Origin of the sequence: Enterobacter nematophilus (assembly GCF_026344075.1) — a bacterium.
Taxonomy (GTDB): Bacteria; Pseudomonadota; Gammaproteobacteria; order Enterobacterales; family Enterobacteriaceae; genus Enterobacter; species Enterobacter nematophilus.
This window is the reverse complement of the sequence record NZ_JAPKNE010000001.1, coordinates 1,396,009-1,417,583: the sequence shown is the minus strand read 5'-3', so window position 1 is coordinate 1,417,583 and position 21,575 is coordinate 1,396,009. Positions and strand designations below refer to the sequence as shown.

19 protein-coding genes, 1 tRNA gene and 1 pseudogene are annotated in these 21,575 nt (G+C 56.3%); 9 read left to right on the top strand and 12 right to left on the bottom strand.

Going from position 1 to position 21,575, the window contains the following annotated elements:
- The 6 genes from OSH03_RS06745 to folD form a co-directional block, all read right to left on the bottom strand.
- Positions 1-980 (bottom strand): IS481 family transposase (locus OSH03_RS06745; RefSeq protein ID WP_420909751.1); only part of this gene is annotated, 980 nt, incomplete at its 3' end.
- Positions 981-1,109: 129 nt separating this feature from the next.
- Positions 1,110-1,631, bottom strand: a complete 522-nt coding sequence (locus OSH03_RS06740; RefSeq protein WP_266178612.1) for a metal-dependent hydrolase — start codon at positions 1,629-1,631, stop codon at positions 1,110-1,112.
- A 73-nt stretch (positions 1,632-1,704) separates the two neighbouring features.
- Positions 1,705-2,721, bottom strand: a complete 1,017-nt coding sequence (gene malI / locus OSH03_RS06735; protein ID WP_266178611.1) for a Mal regulon transcriptional regulator MalI — start codon at positions 2,719-2,721, stop codon at positions 1,705-1,707.
- 83 nt (positions 2,722-2,804) lie between these two features.
- Positions 2,805-4,304, bottom strand: a complete 1,500-nt coding sequence (locus OSH03_RS06730; protein ID WP_028012223.1) for a PTS transporter subunit EIIC — start codon at positions 4,302-4,304, stop codon at positions 2,805-2,807.
- Between the two features lie 232 nt (positions 4,305-4,536).
- Positions 4,537-4,749 carry a ribosome-associated protein YbcJ gene (gene ybcJ, locus OSH03_RS06725; RefSeq protein ID WP_028012224.1) on the bottom strand — a complete coding sequence of 71 codons (213 nt, stop codon included), beginning with the start codon at positions 4,747-4,749 and terminating at the stop codon, positions 4,537-4,539.
- A 1-nt stretch (position 4,750) separates the two neighbouring features.
- Positions 4,751-5,617, bottom strand: a complete 867-nt coding sequence (gene folD, locus OSH03_RS06720) for a bifunctional methylenetetrahydrofolate dehydrogenase/methenyltetrahydrofolate cyclohydrolase FolD (protein WP_028012225.1) — start codon at positions 5,615-5,617, stop codon at positions 4,751-4,753.
- Positions 5,618-5,927: 310 nt separating this feature from the next.
- Between folD and fimA the strand changes: the two genes are divergently transcribed.
- From fimA to sfmF, 6 genes are all read left to right on the top strand, one after another.
- Positions 5,928-6,491 carry a type 1 fimbrial major subunit FimA gene (gene fimA / locus OSH03_RS06715; RefSeq protein ID WP_028012226.1) on the top strand — a complete coding sequence of 188 codons (564 nt, stop codon included), beginning with the start codon at positions 5,928-5,930 and terminating at the stop codon, positions 6,489-6,491.
- Positions 6,492-6,559: 68 nt separating this feature from the next.
- On the top strand, positions 6,560-7,105 hold the full coding sequence (gene fimI / locus OSH03_RS06710) for a type 1 fimbrial protein subunit FimI (protein ID WP_028012227.1): 546 nt from the start codon (positions 6,560-6,562) through the stop codon (positions 7,103-7,105).
- A 34-nt stretch (positions 7,106-7,139) separates the two neighbouring features.
- Entirely contained in the window at positions 7,140-7,832 is a 693-nt protein-coding gene (gene fimC, locus OSH03_RS06705; RefSeq protein WP_219258529.1) for a type 1 fimbria chaperone FimC, read from the top strand.
- Between the two features lie 14 nt (positions 7,833-7,846).
- On the top strand, positions 7,847-10,408 hold the full coding sequence (locus tag OSH03_RS06700) for a fimbrial biogenesis usher protein (protein ID WP_266178610.1): 2,562 nt from the start codon (positions 7,847-7,849) through the stop codon (positions 10,406-10,408).
- Positions 10,401-11,408 carry a type 1 fimbria D-mannose specific adhesin FimH gene (gene fimH / locus OSH03_RS06695; protein ID WP_061098982.1) on the top strand — a complete coding sequence of 336 codons (1,008 nt, stop codon included), beginning with the start codon at positions 10,401-10,403 and terminating at the stop codon, positions 11,406-11,408. The genes OSH03_RS06700 and fimH overlap by 8 nt, the downstream gene beginning before the upstream one ends.
- Before the next feature lie 9 nt (positions 11,409-11,417).
- Entirely contained in the window at positions 11,418-11,939 is a 522-nt protein-coding gene (gene sfmF, locus OSH03_RS06690; protein WP_028012231.1) for a fimbria assembly protein, read from the top strand.
- Between the two features lie 51 nt (positions 11,940-11,990).
- On the opposite strand, the gene fimZ is transcribed toward sfmF, so the two are convergent.
- The 3 genes from fimZ to OSH03_RS06675 form a co-directional block, all read right to left on the bottom strand.
- Complete coding sequence (gene fimZ / locus OSH03_RS06685; protein WP_061098981.1) at positions 11,991-12,623, bottom strand: fimbria biosynthesis transcriptional regulator FimZ; 633 nt, start codon at positions 12,621-12,623, stop codon at positions 11,991-11,993.
- Between the two features lie 811 nt (positions 12,624-13,434).
- A complete protein-coding gene (locus OSH03_RS06680; RefSeq protein ID WP_061098980.1) occupies positions 13,435-14,151 on the bottom strand; it encodes a helix-turn-helix transcriptional regulator in 717 nt (238 codons plus the stop codon).
- 24 nt (positions 14,152-14,175) lie between these two features.
- Entirely contained in the window at positions 14,176-14,874 is a 699-nt protein-coding gene (locus tag OSH03_RS06675) for an EAL domain-containing protein (protein WP_266178609.1), read from the bottom strand.
- Between the two features lie 278 nt (positions 14,875-15,152).
- On the opposite strand from OSH03_RS06675, the gene OSH03_RS06670 reads away from it, so the two are divergent.
- A tRNA-Arg gene (locus OSH03_RS06670) sits at positions 15,153-15,229 on the top strand.
- A gap of 15 nt (positions 15,230-15,244) precedes the next feature.
- Here OSH03_RS06670 and OSH03_RS06665 read toward each other — a convergent pair.
- The 3 genes and pseudogenes from OSH03_RS06665 to OSH03_RS06655 form a co-directional block, all read right to left on the bottom strand.
- Positions 15,245-15,435, bottom strand: a pseudogene (locus tag OSH03_RS06665) (integrase); the annotation flags it as partial.
- Positions 15,436-15,520: 85 nt separating this feature from the next.
- On the bottom strand, positions 15,521-15,727 hold the full coding sequence (locus tag OSH03_RS06660; RefSeq protein ID WP_265194334.1) for a DUF4926 domain-containing protein: 207 nt from the start codon (positions 15,725-15,727) through the stop codon (positions 15,521-15,523).
- Positions 15,728-15,737: 10 nt separating this feature from the next.
- Positions 15,738-16,832, bottom strand: coding sequence for a DUF6883 domain-containing protein (locus OSH03_RS06655; protein WP_266178608.1), 1,095 nt, complete (start codon positions 16,830-16,832; stop codon positions 15,738-15,740).
- A 389-nt stretch (positions 16,833-17,221) separates the two neighbouring features.
- On the opposite strand from OSH03_RS06655, the gene OSH03_RS06650 reads away from it, so the two are divergent.
- Entirely contained in the window at positions 17,222-19,405 is a 2,184-nt protein-coding gene (locus OSH03_RS06650; protein ID WP_266178607.1) for a TonB-dependent receptor, read from the top strand.
- Between the two features lie 127 nt (positions 19,406-19,532).
- On the top strand, positions 19,533-21,506 hold the full coding sequence (locus OSH03_RS06645; protein WP_266178605.1) for a PhoX family protein: 1,974 nt from the start codon (positions 19,533-19,535) through the stop codon (positions 21,504-21,506).
- The last annotated feature ends 69 nt before the right edge of the window (positions 21,507-21,575 follow it).

Sequence of the window (21,575 nt, the reverse complement as noted above, 5' to 3'; positions counted from 1 at the left end):
CTCAGCTTTCCGCTGACATCCACTTTCCTGACCTTCACCCCTTCATCATATTCCGGCGGCGTTACGCTCCCGCTGTACTGCCGGGCAGACGGCTGATACCGCGAGGCCGGTACCGCCATATCCAGCGCCTCGTGCGGGCGTTCAAGGTTGTAGACCGTCCGCCAGTGGTCGAAGGCGCGCTGCAGCTCTCCGCTGTCCGCGAACCATTTTCCCTGCAGCACTTCCGACTTCAGGCTGCGGTGAAAACGCTCCAGCTTGCCCTGCGTCTGCGGATGATAAGGCCGGGAATGGCCCACCCGGATACCGTGACGCATCAGCCACAGCTCCAGCGCCGTCCAGGTGCCGGTGGTGTCGCCCCACGGTGAGCCGTTGTCCATCGTCATCCGGTCCGGCAGGCCGTAGCGCTCAAACACGCTGACCAGCTGCTGCTGCACGGTCTCACGCCGTTCATCGGTACAGGGCGCCAGGCACAGGGAAAAACGGGAGTGGTCGTCCAGCAGGGTGAGCGGATGGCAGCGGCCACCGCCAAAGGGAAAGTGGCCCTTAAAATCCATCTGCCAGAGGCGGTTCGGCGCGTCGTGTTCGAAGCGTCCCGTGGCCGGAATGCCCGGTGAAGCGCCCGGCAGCAGGCCATGACGGGCCATCAGGTGATGGACGGTGCTGAAGGCGGGCATGGTGTGCCCCTGGTCTTCAAGCCAGCGCTTAATCTTGCGGGCTCCCCAGCGTTCATGGCGGTCATGGGCCATGCGCAGCAGGGCCGTGATGTCGTCTGACGAGCGGTTCGGGGAGTGATGAGGTGCGCGGGAGCGGTCCTGAAGGCCGGATACGCCTTCCTGAGCCCAGCGCTGAAGCCACTTGTAGCCGGTGGCAGGAGAAATGCCGTACTGACGGCAGAGGAAACGGATGTTCGCCCCGTCCTGCGAGGCGAGCAGCACAAACTCGGTACGTAATGACATGGTATCTCTCGCATCCCAGGGCATAAGCGACTCCATAAACGGATTCTTATGCCTCAGTTGTAAGTGTCTACCATGTCCCCGAACAAGTGTTCACTATGTCCCCGGACCGTACACCCACAGGGAGAGGGTGCAACTTGAGTTGCCGTTTTGCTTTTACCTCCGTTTCCACCACAGCAACCCCATCAGCACCACCCCCGGCAGCCACACCCACAGCAGTTCCGAGATAATGACCTGATGCCCGTACGGCGTGGCGTAGCGCGACAGCGCAAACGGCGCGACCTTGATCACCTGCCACGGCGCGAAGAAGCGTTCATCCGACCACGGCCACAGCCAGCCGACGCCTTTCCCGCCCGTTGTAATCGAGTCCAGCAGGCTGTGCGACAGCAGTGACACTGTTAAGAACAGCCAGCAGCGCGTCAGGCTGGCCCGGAACCATCGTCGTCCAGTCAGCACGCACAGTATCGGCACAACAAAGGCAAACAGCAGCGAATGGGTAAAGCCGCGGTGGCCGAAAATATTCCCGTAGGCGACGCCGAATTTGAACGCCAGCACGTCGGCGTCCGGCAGCATGGCGAGCACGATACCGGCAAACAGCAGGCGAGGAGGGATGACTTTCGTTCCCAGACCTAAGCCCAGGCAAAGAGGGACAGCAGCGTGAGTGATAACGGTAGGCATTGCAATTATCCATGGCAAATCATGGCAATATAGCAGCGAATCCGCTGCAGCAGACCTGTGTCAAATTCTGATTTTACGCCGACTCGCGCGCGATAAGCTGCCCGGACAGCGTAATGCGCTGGGTTTGCAGATCCGGCTCCTTCAGCTTGCGGATAATCAGCCCCGCCGCCTGTCGCCCGGTTTCATCGCTGGCCGAGGAGACGTAGGTGAAGGAAGGGGAGGTGAGGTTGACGTGCAGCATATCTTCAAAACCGATCAGCGCCACCTGCTGGGTTAAGAAGACGTCTTTCCCCACGGTGCGGCCCACCTGATGAATGCCTGAAATGGAGCCAATCATCGCATCCGGCGAATGGCAGAGCAGGGCGGTGATAGAGCTGTTTTTCTCCAGCAGCTGGCGCGTTGCCATCGCGGCGGCCTGGGTGTCGTCGCGGCAGGCCGGTGAATAATCATCGCGCCAGACCAGCCCGTTTTGCGTCATCGCGCTGCGAAAGCCGAGCAGGCGCTGCTCGCGGATAAGACAGCCCTCGCGTCCGCCAATGTAGGCGATCGTGCGGTGTCCGCGCTCGATAAGATAGCGTGCGGCAAGGTTCGCCGCCTGACGGTTATCGCGCATTACCAGATTGCATTTTTCATCCAGCAGAGACTGCGAGACCGCTACCAGCGGCAGCGGGCACTGGCGGATCTGCTCCGGTAAAGCGGCGTTACGGGTGTCAGATGCGAGATAAATAACGCCCGCGACGCCCTGCTGCTTAAACGACAGCAGGGTGCGTTCCAGATGTTCCCGGTCGTTCAGCGGCTGGCCGAGAAAAACCATATAACCCTGCTTCTCCAGCTCCTGAACGATGCTCGCCATCACCTTGATGGAAAAGCTGTCGCTGAAGTCGCGCAGGATCAGGCCGATAAGATTGGAGGTGTTGGCGCGGAGGTTGGCAGCGGCAACGTTATGAACATAGCCCAGCGTCGTGATGGCGGCATTGACCTTCTCGATCGTCGCCTCTGAGATTTTCCCTTTCTGACGTAGCACCAGCGAGACGGTAGAGACCGAGACGCCCGCGTGCTTTGCGACATCAATGATGCTGACTTTCTTCAAAACCGCTCCCTGAAATGTACCGATTATCAGCCGGATAAGACACGGCTCCCAGCGTACAGGAGACGTGTCGCTCAGGCATCTTATTATTTGCCGATCATGGTGGACATGGTCTGGGCGATAAACTGTGCTCTGGCACCGAAAATCACCTGGATCCCGTTGTCGCCGACGAAGACCACGCCGCGGGCGCCGAGCCCGTTCAGTCCGTCCCTGTCCACCGCATCGCTCTTCGCCACTTCCAGACGCAGGCGGGTGATGCAGGAGCCGACGGAGTCAATGTTCTGCGCGCCGCCCAGCAGGCCGATGATTTCGGTAGCAAGTTCGGAATCGGACTTGTCATTCGCGCTGGCGGTCACTTCCGTACGGCCCGGCGTTTTCACGTCGAAGCGACGGATCACGAAGCGGAACGTGAAGTAGTAAATCAGCGCCATCGGAATGCCGATGATAATGGCGCTCAGGAAGTTGGTCTGATAGCCGTTAAACGACGGCAGGATCCCGAACGACAGGTAGTCGATAAAGCCCGCCGAGAACGATTTGGCGATATGCGCGTGCAGCAGGTACATGGTCATGTACGCCAGGCCGGCCATGATGGCGTTGAAGACGTACAGAATTGGCGCCACGAAGATAAAGGTGAACTCTACCGGCTCGGTGATCCCCGTCAGGAAGCAGGTGAGGGCAGCGGAGAAGAGAATACCGGCCGCGATTTTCTTATTCTTCGTGTGCGCTTCGTGGTACATCGCAAGGCACGCCGCGGGCAGCGCGAACAGCATCAGCGGGAACTCGCCCTGCATGAACTTACCGGCATTCTGGTAGGTGTCGCTGCTGAAGGATTTCACGCCCTCTTCCAGCATCTTGAACCAGATGGTCTGGTCGCCGTGGATCACCTGGCCCGCCTGGGTGGTGTAATCCCCGAACGAATACCAGAAGGACGGATACCAGATATGGTGCAGGCCGAGCGGGATCAGCGCGCGCTCCACCAGCCCGAAGATAAAGGTCGATGCCGCCTGGTTATCACCGTTTACGATCACGGAGAGCGCGTCGATACCGGCCTGAATATGCTGCCAGACGTACGGCAGCAGCAGCCCCATCAGGAATGAGAGGAACGCCGTGGCGATTGCCACAAAGCGCTTCCCTGAGAAGAAGCCGAGGAATTCCGGCAGCTGCATGGTGTGGAAGCGGTTATAGCACCAGGCCGCGAGGATCCCGCAGATAAGCCCGCCAAAGACACCCATCTGCAGCGTCGGGATGCCGACCACCATGGCGTATTTTCCGCCCTGCGAAGCCATTTCCGGCGTAATGCTTAACACGGTGCTGATGGTGATGTTAGTGACAAACACCGAGACTGCCGCCGAGAGCGCCGCGATGCCGGACTCGGACGCCAGACCCACGGCGGAGCCGATGGCAAACAGCATCGGCAGGTTATCAAAGATAACCCCGCCGGCGTTCATCATCAGCGGCAGGTGGAACTTATCGCCGAAGGCCAGCAGCAGGCCCGCAGCGGGAAGCAGTGAAATTGGCAGCATTAAGGCGCGACCAATCATCGATAACTTAGACAGCGATTTAACAAACCCTGATATCAGACTCATGCTGATTTCCCCCGAGTAGCGCTTTTTTTGGCGCTGTTATTGTAAGTAGAACGTTTTAGTAGAACGTTCTACTTATCGTGGGGAAAGTCTGAAAAACGTGCAACATAATTTTCACGTTTCACCCAGAGGGGATCGTGATTATTTGAAGTTGATCGATAATTAACCGTGATGGATATGAGGGGATTTTTGATCCCCTCTCCCCGTTGGGGAGAGGGTTAGGGTGAGGGGAAACTCAGGCCGTCACGGTCACGCTCTGCCCTTCAAAGCTCACGGTCTGGCCGGCGACAATCTTGCAGCGCTTGCGGGTTTCCACTACGCCATCTACTTTCACCTGCCCGTCGGCGATAACGATTTTCGCCTGCGCGCCGCTTTCGCTCCAGCCTTCCAGCTTGAGCAGATCGCACAGCTCAACGTGCGGGTGTTTGCCTAATGAAAATGTGGCCATCTTATGCTTCCTCTACATCGTGGTACTCTTCGCATGCCTGCAAAGTATTCTGAATCAGGGTTGCGACGGTCATCGGGCCAACGCCGCCCGGTACTGGCGTGATGTAAGAGGCGCGAGCCGCCGCATCTTCGTACACCACGTCGCCGACCACTTTGCCGTTTTCCAGACGGTTAATCCCGACGTCCACGACAATCGCGCCCTCTTTAATCCACTCGCCCGGAATAAAGCCCGGCTTGCCGACCGCGACGATCAGCAGATCGGCGTTTTCAACGTGGTGACGCAGGTTTTTGGTGAAGCGGTGGGTCACGGTGGTGGTGCAGCCTGCCAGCAGCAGCTCCATGCTCATCGGACGGCCCACGATGTTGGACGCACCGATGACCACGGCGTTCAGGCCGTAGGTGTCGATGTTATAACGCTCCAGCAGCGTCACGATGCCGCGCGGGGTGCACGGGCGCAGACGCGGCGCGCGCTGGCACAGGCGGCCCACGTTGTACGGATGGAAACCGTCGACGTCTTTATCCGGCGCGATGCGCTCCAGCACCTTCACGTTGTCGATGCCCGCAGGCAGCGGCAGCTGAACCAGAATGCCGTCGATCTCTTTATCGGCATTCAGGGTGTCAATAAGTTCCAGCAGTTCCGCTTCGCTGGTGGTTTCCGGCAAATCGTAAGAGCGGGAGACGAACCCCACCTCTTCACACGCTTTGCGTTTGCTGCCGACATAAATCTGCGATGCCGGGTTGCTGCCAACCAGCACAACGGCCAGCCCTGGAGCGCGCTTTCCGGCCGCTTTACGCGCCTTCACTTTTTCCGCGACCTCAGAGCGCACCTGCTGCGCAATCGTTTTACCGTCAATAATCTTTGCTGCCATCAGAGAGAAGATTCCGTCTGTAACGTTTGAAAGGGGGGATGGCCTGTATTTTGTCAGAAGCGAGCCCCGCTGTCAGTCACCCTTTACGAGTTTTCATCCGTGAGGGGCAAAAACCCTTCTTAAGTGATGGTCAATTTCTTAGGCGGTATTAGGATGTGACCTGGCGAAATGGCAGTGTTTTGACATATTTAAAAATTGCTTCCTGAGCTACTTTGTCTCCTCCGAAATAAGTTTTCAATTACGCAATTGAACGTATTTCTTATTCCCGATTTTTCGCGGGAAGGGTTATTTACATTTTAAAGGAATAGACATGAAACTCAGCAACATTGCTTCTTCTGTTATTGCAACACTGGCCCTGGTCGCGGGTGCCGCTAATGCAGCCGACCCAGTTACGCCGGTTACCGTAAATGGCGGTACCGTGCATTTTAAAGGTGAACTGGTTAATGCTGCTTGTTCAGTAAATACCGATTCTTCCGAGCAGACGGTTAATCTCGGTCAGTATCGTACCGCGAAATTCACCAAAGTGGGCGACACCACCTCTAATATTCCGTTCAACATTGAACTGAATGACTGCGATCCGCTGGTTGCTAAAACCGCTGCCGTTGCTTTCACCGGCCAGATCGACGCGACCGACAAAACCCTGCTGGCCGTGACGTCCGGTAACAACGACAACACCGCGAAAGGCGTGGGTATCGAGATCCTCGACAGCAAATCCAGCGTGCTGACCCCGGACGGTGCCACCTTCTCTGCCGCGAAAGACCTGATTAAAGGGACTAACACCCTGCAATTCACCGCGCGTTACAAATCAACGGCTGCGACCACCGAGCCAGGCCAGGCGAACGCTGACGCCACCTTCGTAATGAAATACGAATAATACCCTCGCACAGGGATGTTCAGGCCTCAGGGACGAGGCCCGTCATACGCTACTGCCAGGAACGAAGGATGACAAGGACTGGAACACTACTGCTGTTAACCCTTGCGATGGCCTGCCCGGCATCGGCGCATACCGTGGTGATCGAAGGCGGCAAGGTGCATCTTCGGGGGGAGCTGGTAAATGGCGGCTGCGCCGTGGCGCCCGACAGCCAGAATATGCGCATCGACATGGGGCAGTACCGAACCAATTCATTTTCCGGTGTGGGCAGCTTTTCAACGGTTAATGTGCCGTTCACCGTGCGGCTGCTGGACTGCAGCGTGGATGTCTCGCGCATCGTGGGGATCCAGTTTCAGGGCGTGACGCCCGCGGAAGATCCGCAGGTTTTTCTGGCGACATCGCGGCCAGGTGAAACGCCTGTCAGCAGCGGCGTAGGGCTGGCGCTTTTTGATGAGCAGCAGCGTCAGATTATCCCGAATGCGACGGCCGTAAGCTGGTTGCCCGTGAATACCAGCGAGCTCGCATTTCATTTTAGCGCCCGCTATCGCGCTATTTCCGAACACCTCGTGCCAGGCAATATTCAGTCGGATGTCTGGTTTACGTTGATTTATCCATAACACCTGCGAACACATTATTAAAGGTACGGTTTTGATGAATATGCTAATTAAACCAGGACTGCTTTTATCGTTTATTTTAATGATGGTTTCCGCATGCGCGAATGCTTCCGGCGGTATTGCGCTGGGGGCCACGCGCGTTATTTACCCGGCGGATGCGAAGCAAACGTCGCTGGCGATCACCAACAGCAATAAACAAGAACGCTATTTAATTAACGCGTGGATCGAAAATGCCAGCGGGCAAAAGGAAAAAACCTTTGCCGTCACGCCACCGCTGTTTGTTAGCGAGCCGGACAGCGAAAACACGCTGCGTATTATTTACGCCGGTCCGGCGCTGCCCGCCGATCGCGAATCGCTCTTTTACATGAACGTGAAGGCGATCCCGTCAGTGAACAAAGCGAAAACAGAAAACAATAACGTGCTGCAGCTGGCGATCCTTTCGCGCATCAAGCTCTTTGTGCGCCCGAATAACCTGGCGATGCAGCCGGATGAGGCGCTTTCCCAGCTGCGTTTTGAGCGCGTGGGGAACCATCTCAAAGTCAGCAACGCCTCGCCGTATTACATCACTCTGGTCAACCTGAAGCTGGGCGGTCAGACGCTGGAAAACCTGATGGTGGCGCCGAAAAACTCGGCTCAGCAGGTGCTGCCCGCCGGGGCCAGCGGTACGCTCTCCTGGCAGAGCGTGAATGACTACGGCGCCATTACACCGGCGCGCAGCGTCAACCTGTGAGCAGAGTCAGGGCGATGAAAAACCACCAGGGACGTTACTGCCCGGTTGCGCTGGCGCTGATGGCCGCGCTCTGGCCGCAGGCCGGCTGGAGCGAAAGCTACTTCAACCCGGCCTTCTTGTCCGACGACACCGCCAGCGTGGCGGATTTGTCGCGTTTTGAACAGGGGCACCAGCAGGCACCCGGCATCTATCGCGTGGATATCTGGCGTAACGATGAGTTTATCGGCACCCAGGACGTGCGTTTTGAACAGGCCGAGAACACGCCGCCGGTGGCGGGCGGCCTGTCGCCGTGCATTACGCGCGCGATGCTCGATCGCTTTGGCGTCAACGTTGCCGCATTTCCCGAGCTGGCGAAGGTGCAGGGTGAAACTTGCGTTCCGTTGACCACGGCCATTCCCGGCAGCGAAACGGTATTTAACTTTGCCTCACAGCGCCTGAACGTCAGCCTGCCGCAGGTGGCGATGCAGAACAGCGCGCGCGGCTATATTCCGCCTGAACAGTGGGATGAAGGCATTCCCGCCGCGCTGGTGAACTACAGCTTCACGGGCAACCGAGGAAGCGAAGACGACAGCTATTACCTGAACCTGCAGAGCGGGCTGAACTATGGTGCCTGGCGTTTACGCAACAACGGCGCATGGCGCTACACGCAAAATAACGGCAAGCGGCGCAGCGAGTGGCAGAATATTGGCACCTGGGCGCAGCGCACCGTTATCCCGCTGAAAAGTGAGCTGGTGCTCGGCGACAGCAACACAGGAAATGACGTTTTCGACAGCGTCGGTTTTCGCGGCGGGCGGCTCTATTCGTCTGACAGCATGTACCCCGACAGCCTGCAGGGCTACGCGCCGACCGTGCGCGGTATTGCCCGTACGCCTGCCAAAGTGGTGGTTCGCCAGAACGGCTACGTTATCTATCAAAGCTACGTCCAGCCCGGCGCGTTCGCCATCACCGATCTTAACCCGACCTCCTCCAGCGGTGACCTGGACGTCACGGTGGAAGAGAAAGACGGCAGCCAGCAGCGTTACACCGTGCCGTACTCCACCGTGCCGCTCCTGCAGCGTGAAGGGCGCTGGAAATATGACCTCGTGGCGGGGGACTACCGCAGCGGTAACAGCGACCAGGATACACCGTTCTTCGCTCAGGGCACCCTGATTACCGGGCTTGCCAACGGCTTTACGCTTTATGGCGGCACCCAGCTGGCGTCACGCTATACCGCAGTGGCCGTCGGTGCCGGGAAAAACCTCGGTGACTGGGGCGCAGTCTCCGTCGATATCACCCACGCCCGCAGCCAGCTCGCGGACGACAGCAAGCATGAAGGTCAGTCCCTGCGTTTTCTCTATGCAAAATCGCTGAACGGATTTGGCACCAACTTCCAGCTGCTGGGCTACCGCTACTCAACGAAGGGGTTTTACACCCTGGACGACGTGGCCTGGCGCTCAATGGAGGGCTACCAGTATGCCGATAGCCAGGACGATAACGATGTGCCGGACGTGCAGAGCTATCACAACCTGACGTGGAATAAAAAAGGCCGCTTCCAGCTCAACATTTCCCAGTCGCTGGGGGATTACGGCTCGGTCTATATCTCCGGGAGCGAGCAAACCTACTGGGGGACGGACGAAACGAACCTCTGGTATCAGCTGGGCTACGCGGGGGGCGTGAAGGGGGTCAACTACTCCCTGTCATGGTCGTGGAACAAATCCGTCGGGATCGACGGTACCGACCGGATCGCGTCGTTTAACGTCTCCGTGCCGTTTAGCCTCTTTACCCGCCAGGGCTATCGCCGGGACAGCGCGATCGATCGCGCCTATGCCACCGCTTCCGCCAGCCGAAACAGCGATGGCGACACCAGTTGGCAAACCGGCGTCAGCGGCACGCTGCTTGAGGACCGCAACCTGAACTACAGCGTGACCCAGGGACACGCCAGCACCAACGGCTCAAGCGGAAGCGCCAGCGCCAACTGGCAGGCGACCTACGGCACGCTGGGCGTGGGCTACAACTATTCCCGCGATCAGCACGATCTCAACTGGCAGCTCTCCGGCGGGGTGGTTGGCCATGCCGACGGCGTGACCTTCAGCCAGCCGCTGGGCGATACCAACGTGCTGATTAAGGCGCCGGGGGCATCAGGCGTCAGCGTGGAAAACCAGACCGGCGTGAAGACCGACTGGCGAGGCTACGCGGTCATGCCGTATGCCACCGTCTACCGCTACAACCGCGTGGCGCTGGATACCAATACCATGAGCAACAACACCGATATCGAAAACAACGTGAGCAGCGTGGTGCCGACCAAAGGCGCGCTGGTCCGCGCCAGCTTTGATACCCGCATTGGCGTGCGCGCCCTGCTGACGGTAACGCGCGGCAACCAGCCGGTGCCGTTCGGCGCCGTGGTGCGCGAAACCCAGAGCGGGGTGACCAGCATGGTGGGGGATGACGGGCAAATTTACCTGAGTGGGCTGCCGCTGGAGGGCGAACTGCTGGTCCAGTGGGGTAACGGGGCGCAGTCCCAGTGCCGTGCGCCTTACAGCTTGCCTGAAAAGAGCCTGCAACAGGCGATCACACTTAAGGGGATCCGCTGTGATTAAAATCCATATCTTTGCCCTGTCGCTTCTGGCACTCCTGCCCGCGACAAACGCGTTAGCCACCGTGTGCGTCAATGAAAAGGGCGTGCCGACGGAGGTGCATTACGACCTGACGGATAAATTCAACAGCTCGAATAACCAGGTCGGGCAGGTTGTCACCCTCAGCGAGAAATCGCAGTGGGTGGGGGTAAACGCCGTCTGCCCGAAGGGCACCGTCGGGAATACCACCAAGCGCAGCTACGTGACGGATTACCCGATCACCGGGACCAGCGATGGCTATCAGTATCTGAAGCTTAACGACTATCTGGACGGGGCGATGAAGATCACGGACAGCTATGCCGGCGCGTTTTATCCACCCAAAAACTATATCCAGATGGGGAGCCATCCTAACGTTTCAAAAAACCAACCGTTTGGCGTGCAGGATTCCAGCCTTGTTTTCCGTCTTAAGGTGACCCGACGCTTTATCAATATGGTGGTGATCCCGCGTGCCACTATGTTCCGGGTTTACGTCACCACCACCTCCTCCGATCCGTTGACCACGCCGGTCTACACCATCAGCTATAGCGGAACCATTCAGGTGCCGCAGAGCTGCGCCATCAACGCCGGCAATGTGGTTGAATTTGATTTCGGCGACATTGGCGCCTCCCTGTTCAGCAAGGCGGGCGTGGGTAACAAGCCGGAGGGGGTCTCATCGCAGAGTAAAACCATCGCGATTAAATGCACCAACGTGGAGGCAAACGCCATGCTGACAATGCGCGTCGAGGCTGAAAAGGTCTCCGATAATGCGCTGGTGTCGGATAACCCGGATGTGGGGTTCATCATTGCCAACGAGAGCGGTGCGCCGCTCACGCCTAACAACCTGACGAGCAAAATTCCGTTCCGCCTGGACGACAGCGCGCAGGCGCAGGTGGGGATCCGGGTCTGGCCGGTGAGCGTGACGGGCAACAAGCCAGCGGAAGGGCGCTTTACCTCGCGCGGATATTTGCGCGTGGATTACGACTAAGGAGCAGACATGCGAAACGGGATCCGTTTTATCACCGTGGCGCTCTTTGCGCTTTGCACCCAGGCTCAGGCGGAAACCGCATTGGGCGAAATTAATATTCGGCTCTACGGCAATATTGTCGATTTCACCTGCGTGGCAGAGGGTAACGATAGCGACAAAACGGTCACGCTGGGCACCTGGCCCACGAAGCAGCTCAACACCACGGGGAGCCGCACACAGCCTATGCCCTTCACGCTGAAGCTGACCGGCTGTCCGCCCGGGGCGGCGTCCATTACGTTCTCGGGTAAGGCCGACGGGAGCAATAGCGGGCTGCTGGCGCTGAATGACGCCAGTACAGCGAGCCACGTCGCCGTCGAGATCAGGGATGCGGATAAAACGCGTCTGGCGCTTCAGCAGGCCAGCCAGCCGGTCACGGTTGATGCACAGGGGAATGCGACTCTGTCATTTTATGCCAATTATATTGCCACGGCCGATAACCCTCAGCCCGGACGGGCTGATGCGGATGCCACCTTCATGATTAATTATAATTAGCACTGACCGCACTCCCTGCAGCTCGGATAAACTGCAGGGAGTGAATTCAGGTTATAGCAGCTCGTGCGCTTTGGCGTAATCTATTAATTCCACGATGCTTTGTACGCCAAGCTTGGAATAAATATTGGATTTATGCGCACTAATGGTCTTATTGCTTAACAGTAACTGCTCAGCAATCTCCTTATTGGATAATCCATTCGCCAGATAACGTAATACCGTGACCTCGCGATTCGATAATGGCATATCCACTGCCATCCCTTTTCCCGAACCCATATGGTTAATAAAATTCAGCGTTTCAGACGGGAAAAAAGAATAGCCCATCAAAATCATCTCTACGGCGTTGTAGATCTCACCCAAATCTTTTCGTTTACTGACGAAGCCGTTGGCCCCGGCGCGAATAGCACGACCCGCGTAAAATAACTCTGATTTAGAGGAGAGGAACAGAACCTTGATGTCTTTGTTTAAGTTTCTGATTCTCTTCAGTAAAGCGAAGGCGTCTGTGCCCGTGAGTTCGATGTCAAGGATCACCAAATCGATAGGATGATTGCGAATGCAGTCAAGAACTTCATGGCTATCGCCAGACTTAAGCTTGACTGTGATATTTTTATTTTTCTGTAGCAGGACCTCTATCGACATTCTGACGATAGGATGTTCGTCCATAATGATAACGGATGCCGGTTTCATTTTTAATGCCTCAGATTGTTAAAAGCGTTATGCAGAGTTTTGTAAAACTCTCGAAATGCCGGAAGGATATAAAGTGCAGTCCCTATACCGTAGTATTTCCCTGGAAAGAGCGAAAGCATCCTTGTTTACGTAATGAAAAGAACAGTGCCTCAGCGCGGTCATCTCATTTGGCTGGTGTTGGCAAATAGATTTTTCTTATTCAGATTTGGTACGCATCTTATTATACAGAGTAAGTTTTTTCCGAAAACCCTGTAAATTAATCTCCGCTTATTGGTTTGTATTATCTTCTGGATCTGAATGGCTATGTTTTTAAATTTAGCGGAAATATCCTGTTATCCCATTTACCGCATCTTTTCATCTTTATGTAATAACAAAAAATAACAGATGTCTCTTTATGTTGCGTGTTTGTTAACGAAAGAGGGCGTCAGTTCGTAGGGCGAGCCAGGGTAAAAGAGGCGAAAAAGTGCCCTCGCAAGGTGTCAAACCTTCATCTGAAAGTGCTTAAGGCGCATCAACGTCACGCCATCATCGCGCAGGAGAACATGCTACCCACTTTGCTTTCCGCTCCTGGAGCGTGAAGCGAAGCTGCTTGTTTTTACATCATTATCATCTTATTAACGCCTTCTGCATTCACTTAACGGATGGAGGAAAGTGCTGCCTTTGATTCATTCTGTGACATTTCACATGGTTCCGAGCCAGAAATTAGGAATAGTTATAAAATCGAATACATTGTTAAAATTTAACCATTCAATAACATGAGTGGTAAGTAAATTCCTAAACCGCTTTAGGAAATAAGAGGTTAGTGAGTAAGTTAGAACGTGCAGTCTGAAAGGTTATTAAGAAGGTGTAACAATTCCTGGCGATGGCTCAGCCCCAGCTTAAGCAGGATGCAGCTCAGACGGTAGATAATGCGGCTATAGGGGCGATTCTGCAGAAGGGCGATCTGACGTAGCGTCTTACCGCGGGCAAGCTCCTGCAAAATGGGCCATTCGTTGCGGGAAAACCAGTCTTTGTCGGACCCCTGCGGGGGGCGGGTATCCATCAGGCTGTGCTGAAGCCCTGCCGCGTTCATCTGACGTTCCAGCACGTGAAAAGGCCCCGCCGCTTTGCAGAAGAGGCGGGTATCATAATTATCAGCCCGGACCAGTAGCCACGGCGTGAGGAAGGGGGGATACAGGCTATGCCTTCTTAACTGATCCAACTGATCGATCAGCCCGGTGGAACGGCTTTCAACATCCACCACCAGACGCGCTGAAGGCCATTGGGCCTGAGCGCCGAGGGCATCATCCAGCGAGGTATAGTCGCAACAGCTGCTCAGGGGAAACTGCCCGTTAAGAAAGCCGGTGCGCAGAAAATGATCCTCCGTGACCAGAATGATAAACGGAGCGTCGGTTTTTCGGGGCTGGCTGATGGACTGGCTCAAAAACTCGAGCCGGTCGAAAAAGGGGGGAGCAAAAGGTGAGCGCGTAAATCCCAGTGCATCACTTCCTGTACGCCGCCGCCGGTAACGGCGCACTGTCATTCGCATGGTCTCCCTCCTGGAAATGGCTCTTTAATCCTCCGGCCATGTCCAGGACGGCCAGTAATATCCCTGGCCGAGATCTGCGCCTGCCTGCAGTGCCCAGGTGCGATCGCGTTCAGTCTCAATACCTTCGATGAGTACGCTCCCGGCCAGCTGAAAGCAACGTGAAACCAGCTGCCTCAGCGCGGGCGTGGCGCGTAAACGCCAGAATGCGCCCTTATCAATTTTGATGCCGTTCAACGGTAATCGACAAAATAAAAACGGCTGAATGACAGATTCGTCGATGTCATCCAGCCATATACTGTGCCCCTGTTCCCGGAGTTTCGACAGGTTTTGAATGACGCGCTGCTTCTGTGCGGCAGAGAACGCCAGAAAGGCAGAGAGCTCAACAATCTCGATATTCAGCGGCGTGTTTTTCAGATTGATGAGCCGCTGAAAAGACGCTGGCTCTGTCAGAACGGTTATCGGCAGATTAATAAAAAGGTTATTACCGTGCGGCGTCTTTTTTAGTGCGGCAAGCTGCGCTTCGAGCAGCGTCATTGACCAGCCTGCCGATTGATGGCGGAAAAAATCCTCGCTGTGCTGCGGTTCGGACAGAATGCTAAGCACCTCCACGCCAACCTGACGCTGAGAGGTGAGGGCGACGACAGGCTCCAGTTTGATGCCGACGATGTCCTGAGAAATAAACTGTAACCGGGGGGGCGTATCGAACGGGTTTTGCGCTGTCACTCCATTGTCCTGTTGTCTGTCAGCCTCCAGGCGGCCGGGAAACCTCGCTCTAGTGTGACGAGCCGACGAACAGGAAAACAGCAGGCGTTACTTAAATGCAACTAAGCCTTTTCGCAGCGCTAAATTTTACGGTGAAACAGCGAGAAATGTTGAGAAAATAGCCGTATTTACAATCGGCTAGCGGTTATTGCCCCCGAAAACGGAAAAGGCATTGACTCACCTGCCATTGACCGTATAATTCTTCGCGTTTCACCACCGCGAAGTTCACTCTTCTCAGTGCGCCCTTAGCTCAGTTGGATAGAGCAACGGCCTTCTAAGCCGTAGGTCGTAGGTTCGAATCCTACAGGGCGTGCCATTTAAAAACAGGCACTTACGCCAGTTTCAACCCAGCCTGATTTCTCCTTGTGTCGTATTTGTGTCATGGTTGCCAAAAATGGCATCAATTTTCCGTGCGTGTTTGCTTAAATGGTTCGGTGCCAGGTGAGCATAGCGACGGACCATTTCTATCGACTCACAGCCGCCCATTTCTTGAAGAACGGACAGCGGCACACTGGAATGTATAGACAGACCGTTTATGGCCTGATAAGCGGGAAAGGCATGATTGTCATCTTTCCCGTGTGGTTATGGTGAATTAGCTCTACTGCAATCATTCTGGCGGGATGTAATCCGTTACTTGCTCAGGTAAAAGATCTGGCATCGCAATAGTTCGCCCTTCATCATCTACAAATTCAACCATGTAGGCCAGATATGGTTTTTCATGTATGAATACTATGGCACCGACCATGCCTTTAGTTAACCCTTCATCCGGCAAATCTTCCGCTAATACAACGACTTCAAACTCTTCTCTTCTCATGTCCTGCATCTCACTTAACAAAAATCGTCGTCATGCGTGGAACGACGGCATCAGGTTCATATATCCAACCGCTACGTACTATCACTGTCTCACCGTTGGCGCCTAATATTGGCATATCTACGGCCATTCGCTGCCCGTGCTGGTTTGCCTCCAAAACTTTAGCGGGGGCGGTTAATATACCCTCCTGGACTCGACTCCCTAGCACGTCTGAATTTGTCGGGTTATAACCCAGCGCAGACTCGAATACTCTGGCCTTATGCCCTCCGACTGGGTGGTTAACATCTAAAGAGTAAGTCGCTAGTTTTCTGTAATCCACAACGGCATGTTCGGCATTTAGCAATGCTCCTGACTCCGAGGTAAACCCCTTTAGAACAGGAGATTCAAACGTTGGAATTTTGCTTAACGACGATAATTCTTCTGGCTCGCCAGCAACGTTAATTTTTCCCATCGTTAGCCCAGCGGCTACTGATGCAGCGGTAATCAGTAATCCTTTGTTATCCATCACTTGATCGTAGCCCGCTGGGGCATCGCCTCCCAACTGTTCGGCTGTCTGCCTGAATCCCTCAATGTTGCCGTTGTAAATACCGCCAGCCGCAAGCAGTCGCCCTGCAGCTTTGGTGTTGATGGTTTTCGCCACCTGTGCGTACTGCACGGGTTCTCCGGAAGATTGAAACTTTTCAGTTGCAGCAGGTTTCCTGCCGTTCTGGTTGCTGATGGCGAGCCGGAATGCACGCTGAAAATCACTGACAACCCAGCAGAACGGATCTGCGTTATCAAAAATCAGTTCACCATCAGCGCTGATGTGGAAAGGGTTTACTGTTTCGTCCCAAGGTTCATCGGTATCAAGGCCGATAATCCAACCCTCCATCAGGTTTATTTCCAGATCATCATAAATCGGATCGTAGCCCGTTCGCTGATAGGGTTTGTTGTTAAGTCCATCTAGCGGTCTGGGAGCCTCGTTTATTGGTGGTGACGTGTAGTTCCTGTAGTCAAGGTCATAGCAGTATGCTGACTTTTTAAGTGCAGCTTCCGGGGTCAGAATATGTTGGAACTCATCGGGCGACACTTCCCGTTCAAGTTCCCACAGTGTGTAGAGTCTGAGCATCAAACGTCCTGTTAATCCATGTTATTTATATGGATTTTCCGGGCGGCATGTCTATAAATCAATCATTTTGTTATCCGTCAGTCAAACAGGGCGCTGATGTCCTGATGCTGACCTGAGTAATACCAACAACAAAATTCACGGCACGGCTGACAGTTACAAGAAAAAATAATGTCATGACGACCACCCCCACGCGAGGGGGTCGTTCTTCATCACCTCACGCGACGCCACCCTTCCGACTTTCTTCGCTCAACCGCTTTCCTCAACCAGAAATGCGCGGTTACACTTGCTAACGCATAGATAATGCGTATAGTTCTCATTTGCATTGCAACCAATACATTCTAAGGCCCGTCAACGGGTCATTTTTGCGCGCACTTTCAAACGAGTTAACGATGAACAACACCAAAATGCACAAAACGCTGCTGGCGCTCGCCATTGGCGCGGTTACACATTCCGCCTGGGCGGCGGAGGATAAAAAAGAAGACACCATCGTTGTGCAGTCTGCACCTGCCGGCGACTTCAAACCCGGCGGCGACCAGCTGGTGCCGGCCTTCCTTGACGGGCAGGTGGCGAACGGCGGACGCATGGGGATGCTCGGCCAGCAGAACGCCATGGACGTGCCGTTCAACATCATCAGCTACACCTCAAAGCTGGTGGAAGATCAGCAGGCGAAAACCATTGCTGACGTGGTCGCCAACGACGCGGGCGTGCAGTTCGTTCAGGGGTACGGCAACAGCGCGGAAACCTTCCGCATTCGCGGCCTGAAGTTTGACGGCGACGACATGACCTTTGGCGGCCTGTCCGGCGTGCTGCCGCGTCAGGTAGTGGATGCCCAGATGGTCGACCGCATTGAGATCTTCAAAGGGGCTAACTCGCTGATGAACGGCGCGGCAAGCTCCGGCGTGGGCGGGATGATCAACCTTGAGCCAAAACACGCGGGCGACACCCCGCAGGCGAAAGTGGGCGTCGACTACACCTCGGATTCGCAGATTGGCACCACGCTGGATGCGGGCCGTCGCTTTGGCGATAGCGACCAGTTCGGCGCGCGCGTGAACCTCGTACATCGTGAAGGGGAAACCGGCGTACCGAACGATCGCCGCCGCACCACGCTGCTCTCCACCGGCCTGGACTACAAAGGCGACCGCTTCCGCACCTCGCTGGACCTGGGCTACCAGAAAAAAACCTTCCACGGCAGCCCGACCAGCGTCAACATCTCGGCGGTGGATTTTGTGCCTGAACCGCCGAAAAACGATCGTAACTTCTCGCAGAAGTGGGCCTACAGCGATATCGAAAACGAGTTCGGGATGTGGCGCAGCGAGTACGACATCACCGATAGCTGGACGGCCTATACCGGCCTGGGGGCGCAGCACGCGCATGAAGAAGGGATCTACAGCGCGCCGAAGCTGGTGGACAAGAGCGGCAAGGCGACGGTCAGCCGTCTGGATACCAACCGCATCAGCGATTCCGTCAGCGGCATGGCGGGCATTCGCGGCAACTTCAACACCGGCTTCGTTTCGCACAAGGTGAACGTCGGGTACTCCGCGATGACCAAAAACGAAAAAATCGCGTGGAAAATGTCGGCGACGAAGGATAACCCGACCACCAACATCTACCACAACACCGGCGTTGATATGCCGGACAGCACCAACTTCAACGGCTCCGGCGGTAAATACAGCGATCCGCTGACCAGCGGGCGCACCCGCACCCAGGGCTGGCTGCTGAGCGACACGCTGGGCGTGCTTGACGACAAGCTGCTGTTCACCGCAGGCGCGCGCCATCAGAAAGTGGTCGTTCGCGGGTATAACAAAATTACCGGCGCGGAGAACGACGCGGACGGTTTCGACGGCAGCCGCTGGATGCCAACCTACGGCGTGGTCTACAAACCGTGGGAGGAAATTTCCCTCTACGCCAACCACACCGAAGCGCTGCAGCCGGGCAAAACCGCACCTAACACCGCCACCAACTACGGCCAGAGCACCGGCATCGTTCACTCTAAGCAGAACGAAGTGGGCGTGAAGGCGGACTTCGGGCGCGTGGGCGGCTCGCTGGCGCTGTTTGAGATCAAAATGCCCTCGGCGATCCTCGATGCTAACAATCACTACGGCCTGGATGCAGAGCAGCGTAACCGTGGCGTGGAGCTGAACGTCTTCGGCGAGCCGATGCTCGGGATGCGCCTGAACGCCAGCGCCACCTGGCTGCAGGCGGAGCTGACCAAAACCAAAAACGGCGTGAACCAGGGCAACGATGCGATCGGCATTCCGAACTTCTACGCCGTGCTGGGCGCGGAGTACGACATCAAGCCGGTTGAAGGCCTGACGGCGACCGCGCGCGTAAACCATTCCGGCACGCAGTATGCCGATCTGGCGAACACCAAAAAGCTCGACAGCTACACCACGCTGGATCTGGGCATGCGCTATCGCTTCGCGGTGAACCACAACGCAAACCAGATGACCGTGCGCGCGGGTATCGACAACGTGACCAACGAAAACTACTGGGCCAGCGTGGACGATTCCGGTACCTACATCACTCAGGGCGAGCCGCGTACCTTTAAGGTCTCGGTTGGCTACGAGTTCTAAGCGTTCCACCTCGTTATCCGGGGCACGGATGCCCCCATCCTTCCGTCACTGTGTTATAAAATTGTAATAAAAGCTTCTTACACTGGTCGCCAACTCCTTACCTCTTGGCCAATGACAGGAAGCCGCTATGGGCAGACCCCTCAAATCCGTATTTAAAAAAGAACATCGCGACGACATCGCTAACCGCAGCGCCAACCCGGTATTCTCCGAGGTAGCAGAGGTGTTCCTCTCCCGCCGCCGTTTTCTCCAGATGGGCGCCGTGGCGGGCGCTGCCGTTTCATTCCCCTTTTTGATCAAACCCGAAAATGCCGTTGCCGCGGTATCGAAGCCTTCCGCGCTGGCAAAGGCGGTTTCCCTGGGCTTTACCAGCATCGACGTCTCTACGGAAGATACGGTCAGGGTGCCGGAAGGCTATATTGCCCGCCCGTTCTATCGCTGGGGTGACCCGACGGGGATCAAGGGCAACATGCCGGCCTTTAAGCCGGACGCCAGCAACACCACGGACGAACAGGCCGTGCAGGCGGGCATGCACCACGACGGCATGGCGTGGTTTAGCCTGCCGCAGGGGGAGCAAAACCCGGAGCATGGCCTGCTGGCGATGAACCATGAATACATCGACAACGGGATGCTGTTTACCGACGGTACGGCGAACTGGAGCCTCGACAAGGCCCGCAAGGGGCAGAACGCGATGGGCGTCTCGGTAGTGGAAGTGAAAAAAGCGGGTAGCGACTGGCAGGTGGTACGCCCGTCCTCCTATGCCCGCCGCATCACCGTCAATACGCCGATGCAGCTTACCGGCCCGGCGCGGCATCAGGACTTAATGAAAACCGCCGCCGACCCGCAGGGGGAACGCGTGCTGGGCACCATGCAAAACTGCGCTAACGGCCATACGCCGTGGGGCACCTATCTCACCTGCGAGGAAAACTGGTCGGATATTTTTGTCAAAAAAGCCGATCGCAACCCGCTGGAAAAACGCTACGGCATCAGCGACAGCGATGAATCCTACCGCTGGAACGAGGTGGATGAGCGGTTCAGCGTCGATAAAACCCCTAATGAACCCAACCGTTTCGGCTGGGTCGTGGAGATCGATCCCTACAACCCGACCTCCACCCCGCGCAAGCACACCGCCCTGGGCCGCTTCAAGCATGAGGGGGCAGCCGTCACGCTCGCCGCCGATAACCGCGTGGTGGTCTACATGGGTGACGATCAGAAGTTTGAATACATCTATAAGTTTGTCTCGGACAAAAAATACGATCCCGCGAACCGTGAAGCCAATATGCAGCTGCTGACCTCCGGTACGCTGTACGTCGCCAGGTTCAACGAGGACGGTAGCGGCGACTGGCTGCCGCTGGTCTTCGGGCAAAATGGCCTGGATAAGAGCAAAGGGTTTGAAAGCCAGGGCGATCTGCTTATTAAAACCCGTCTGGCGGCCGACGCGGTGGGGGCAACTAAAATGGATCGTCCCGAGTGGATAGCCGTCGATCCGCACGCCAGCGGCAGCGTCTACTGTACGCTCACCAACAACAGCGATCGCGGAAAAGAGGGGAAGGCGCCGGTGGATGCCGCCAACCCGCGCGCCAACAACGTGTTTGGTCATATTATGCACTGGCATGAAGACGGCGCGGACCCTGCCGCCGCACGCTTTAAGTGGGATATTCTGGTCATGGCCGGACGCACCGACGGCGACGATCCGAAGGCCAAAGGCTCCATGCAGGGCGCGGCATTCGGCAGCCCGGACGGACTGTCGTTCGATCATCAGGGCGTCCTGTGGATCCAGACCGACGTCTCCTCCAGCACCATCAATAAGAAAGCGTACGAGGGGATGGGCAATAACCAGATGGTGGCCACCATTCCGGGCACCAACGAGTATCGCCGTTTCCTGACCGGGCCGCGCGGGTGTGAGATCACCGGCATTGCGTTTACGCCGGACAACCGCACGCTGTTTATCAACATTCAGCACCCAGGGGAGGGCGGGGATGATATTACCGATCCGTCCAATCCGCGCGCCGTCTCCAACTGGCCGGACGCCAGCCCGAACGGACGCCCGCGTTCGTCAACGGTAGTGATCGTCAAAGCGGACGGCGGAATTATCGGGTCGTGAAGTTTATCCGCCGGGCGCACGCGCTGGCCCGGCGTTAAGCTTGCTACCACCAGCATGAAGTGTTAAAAC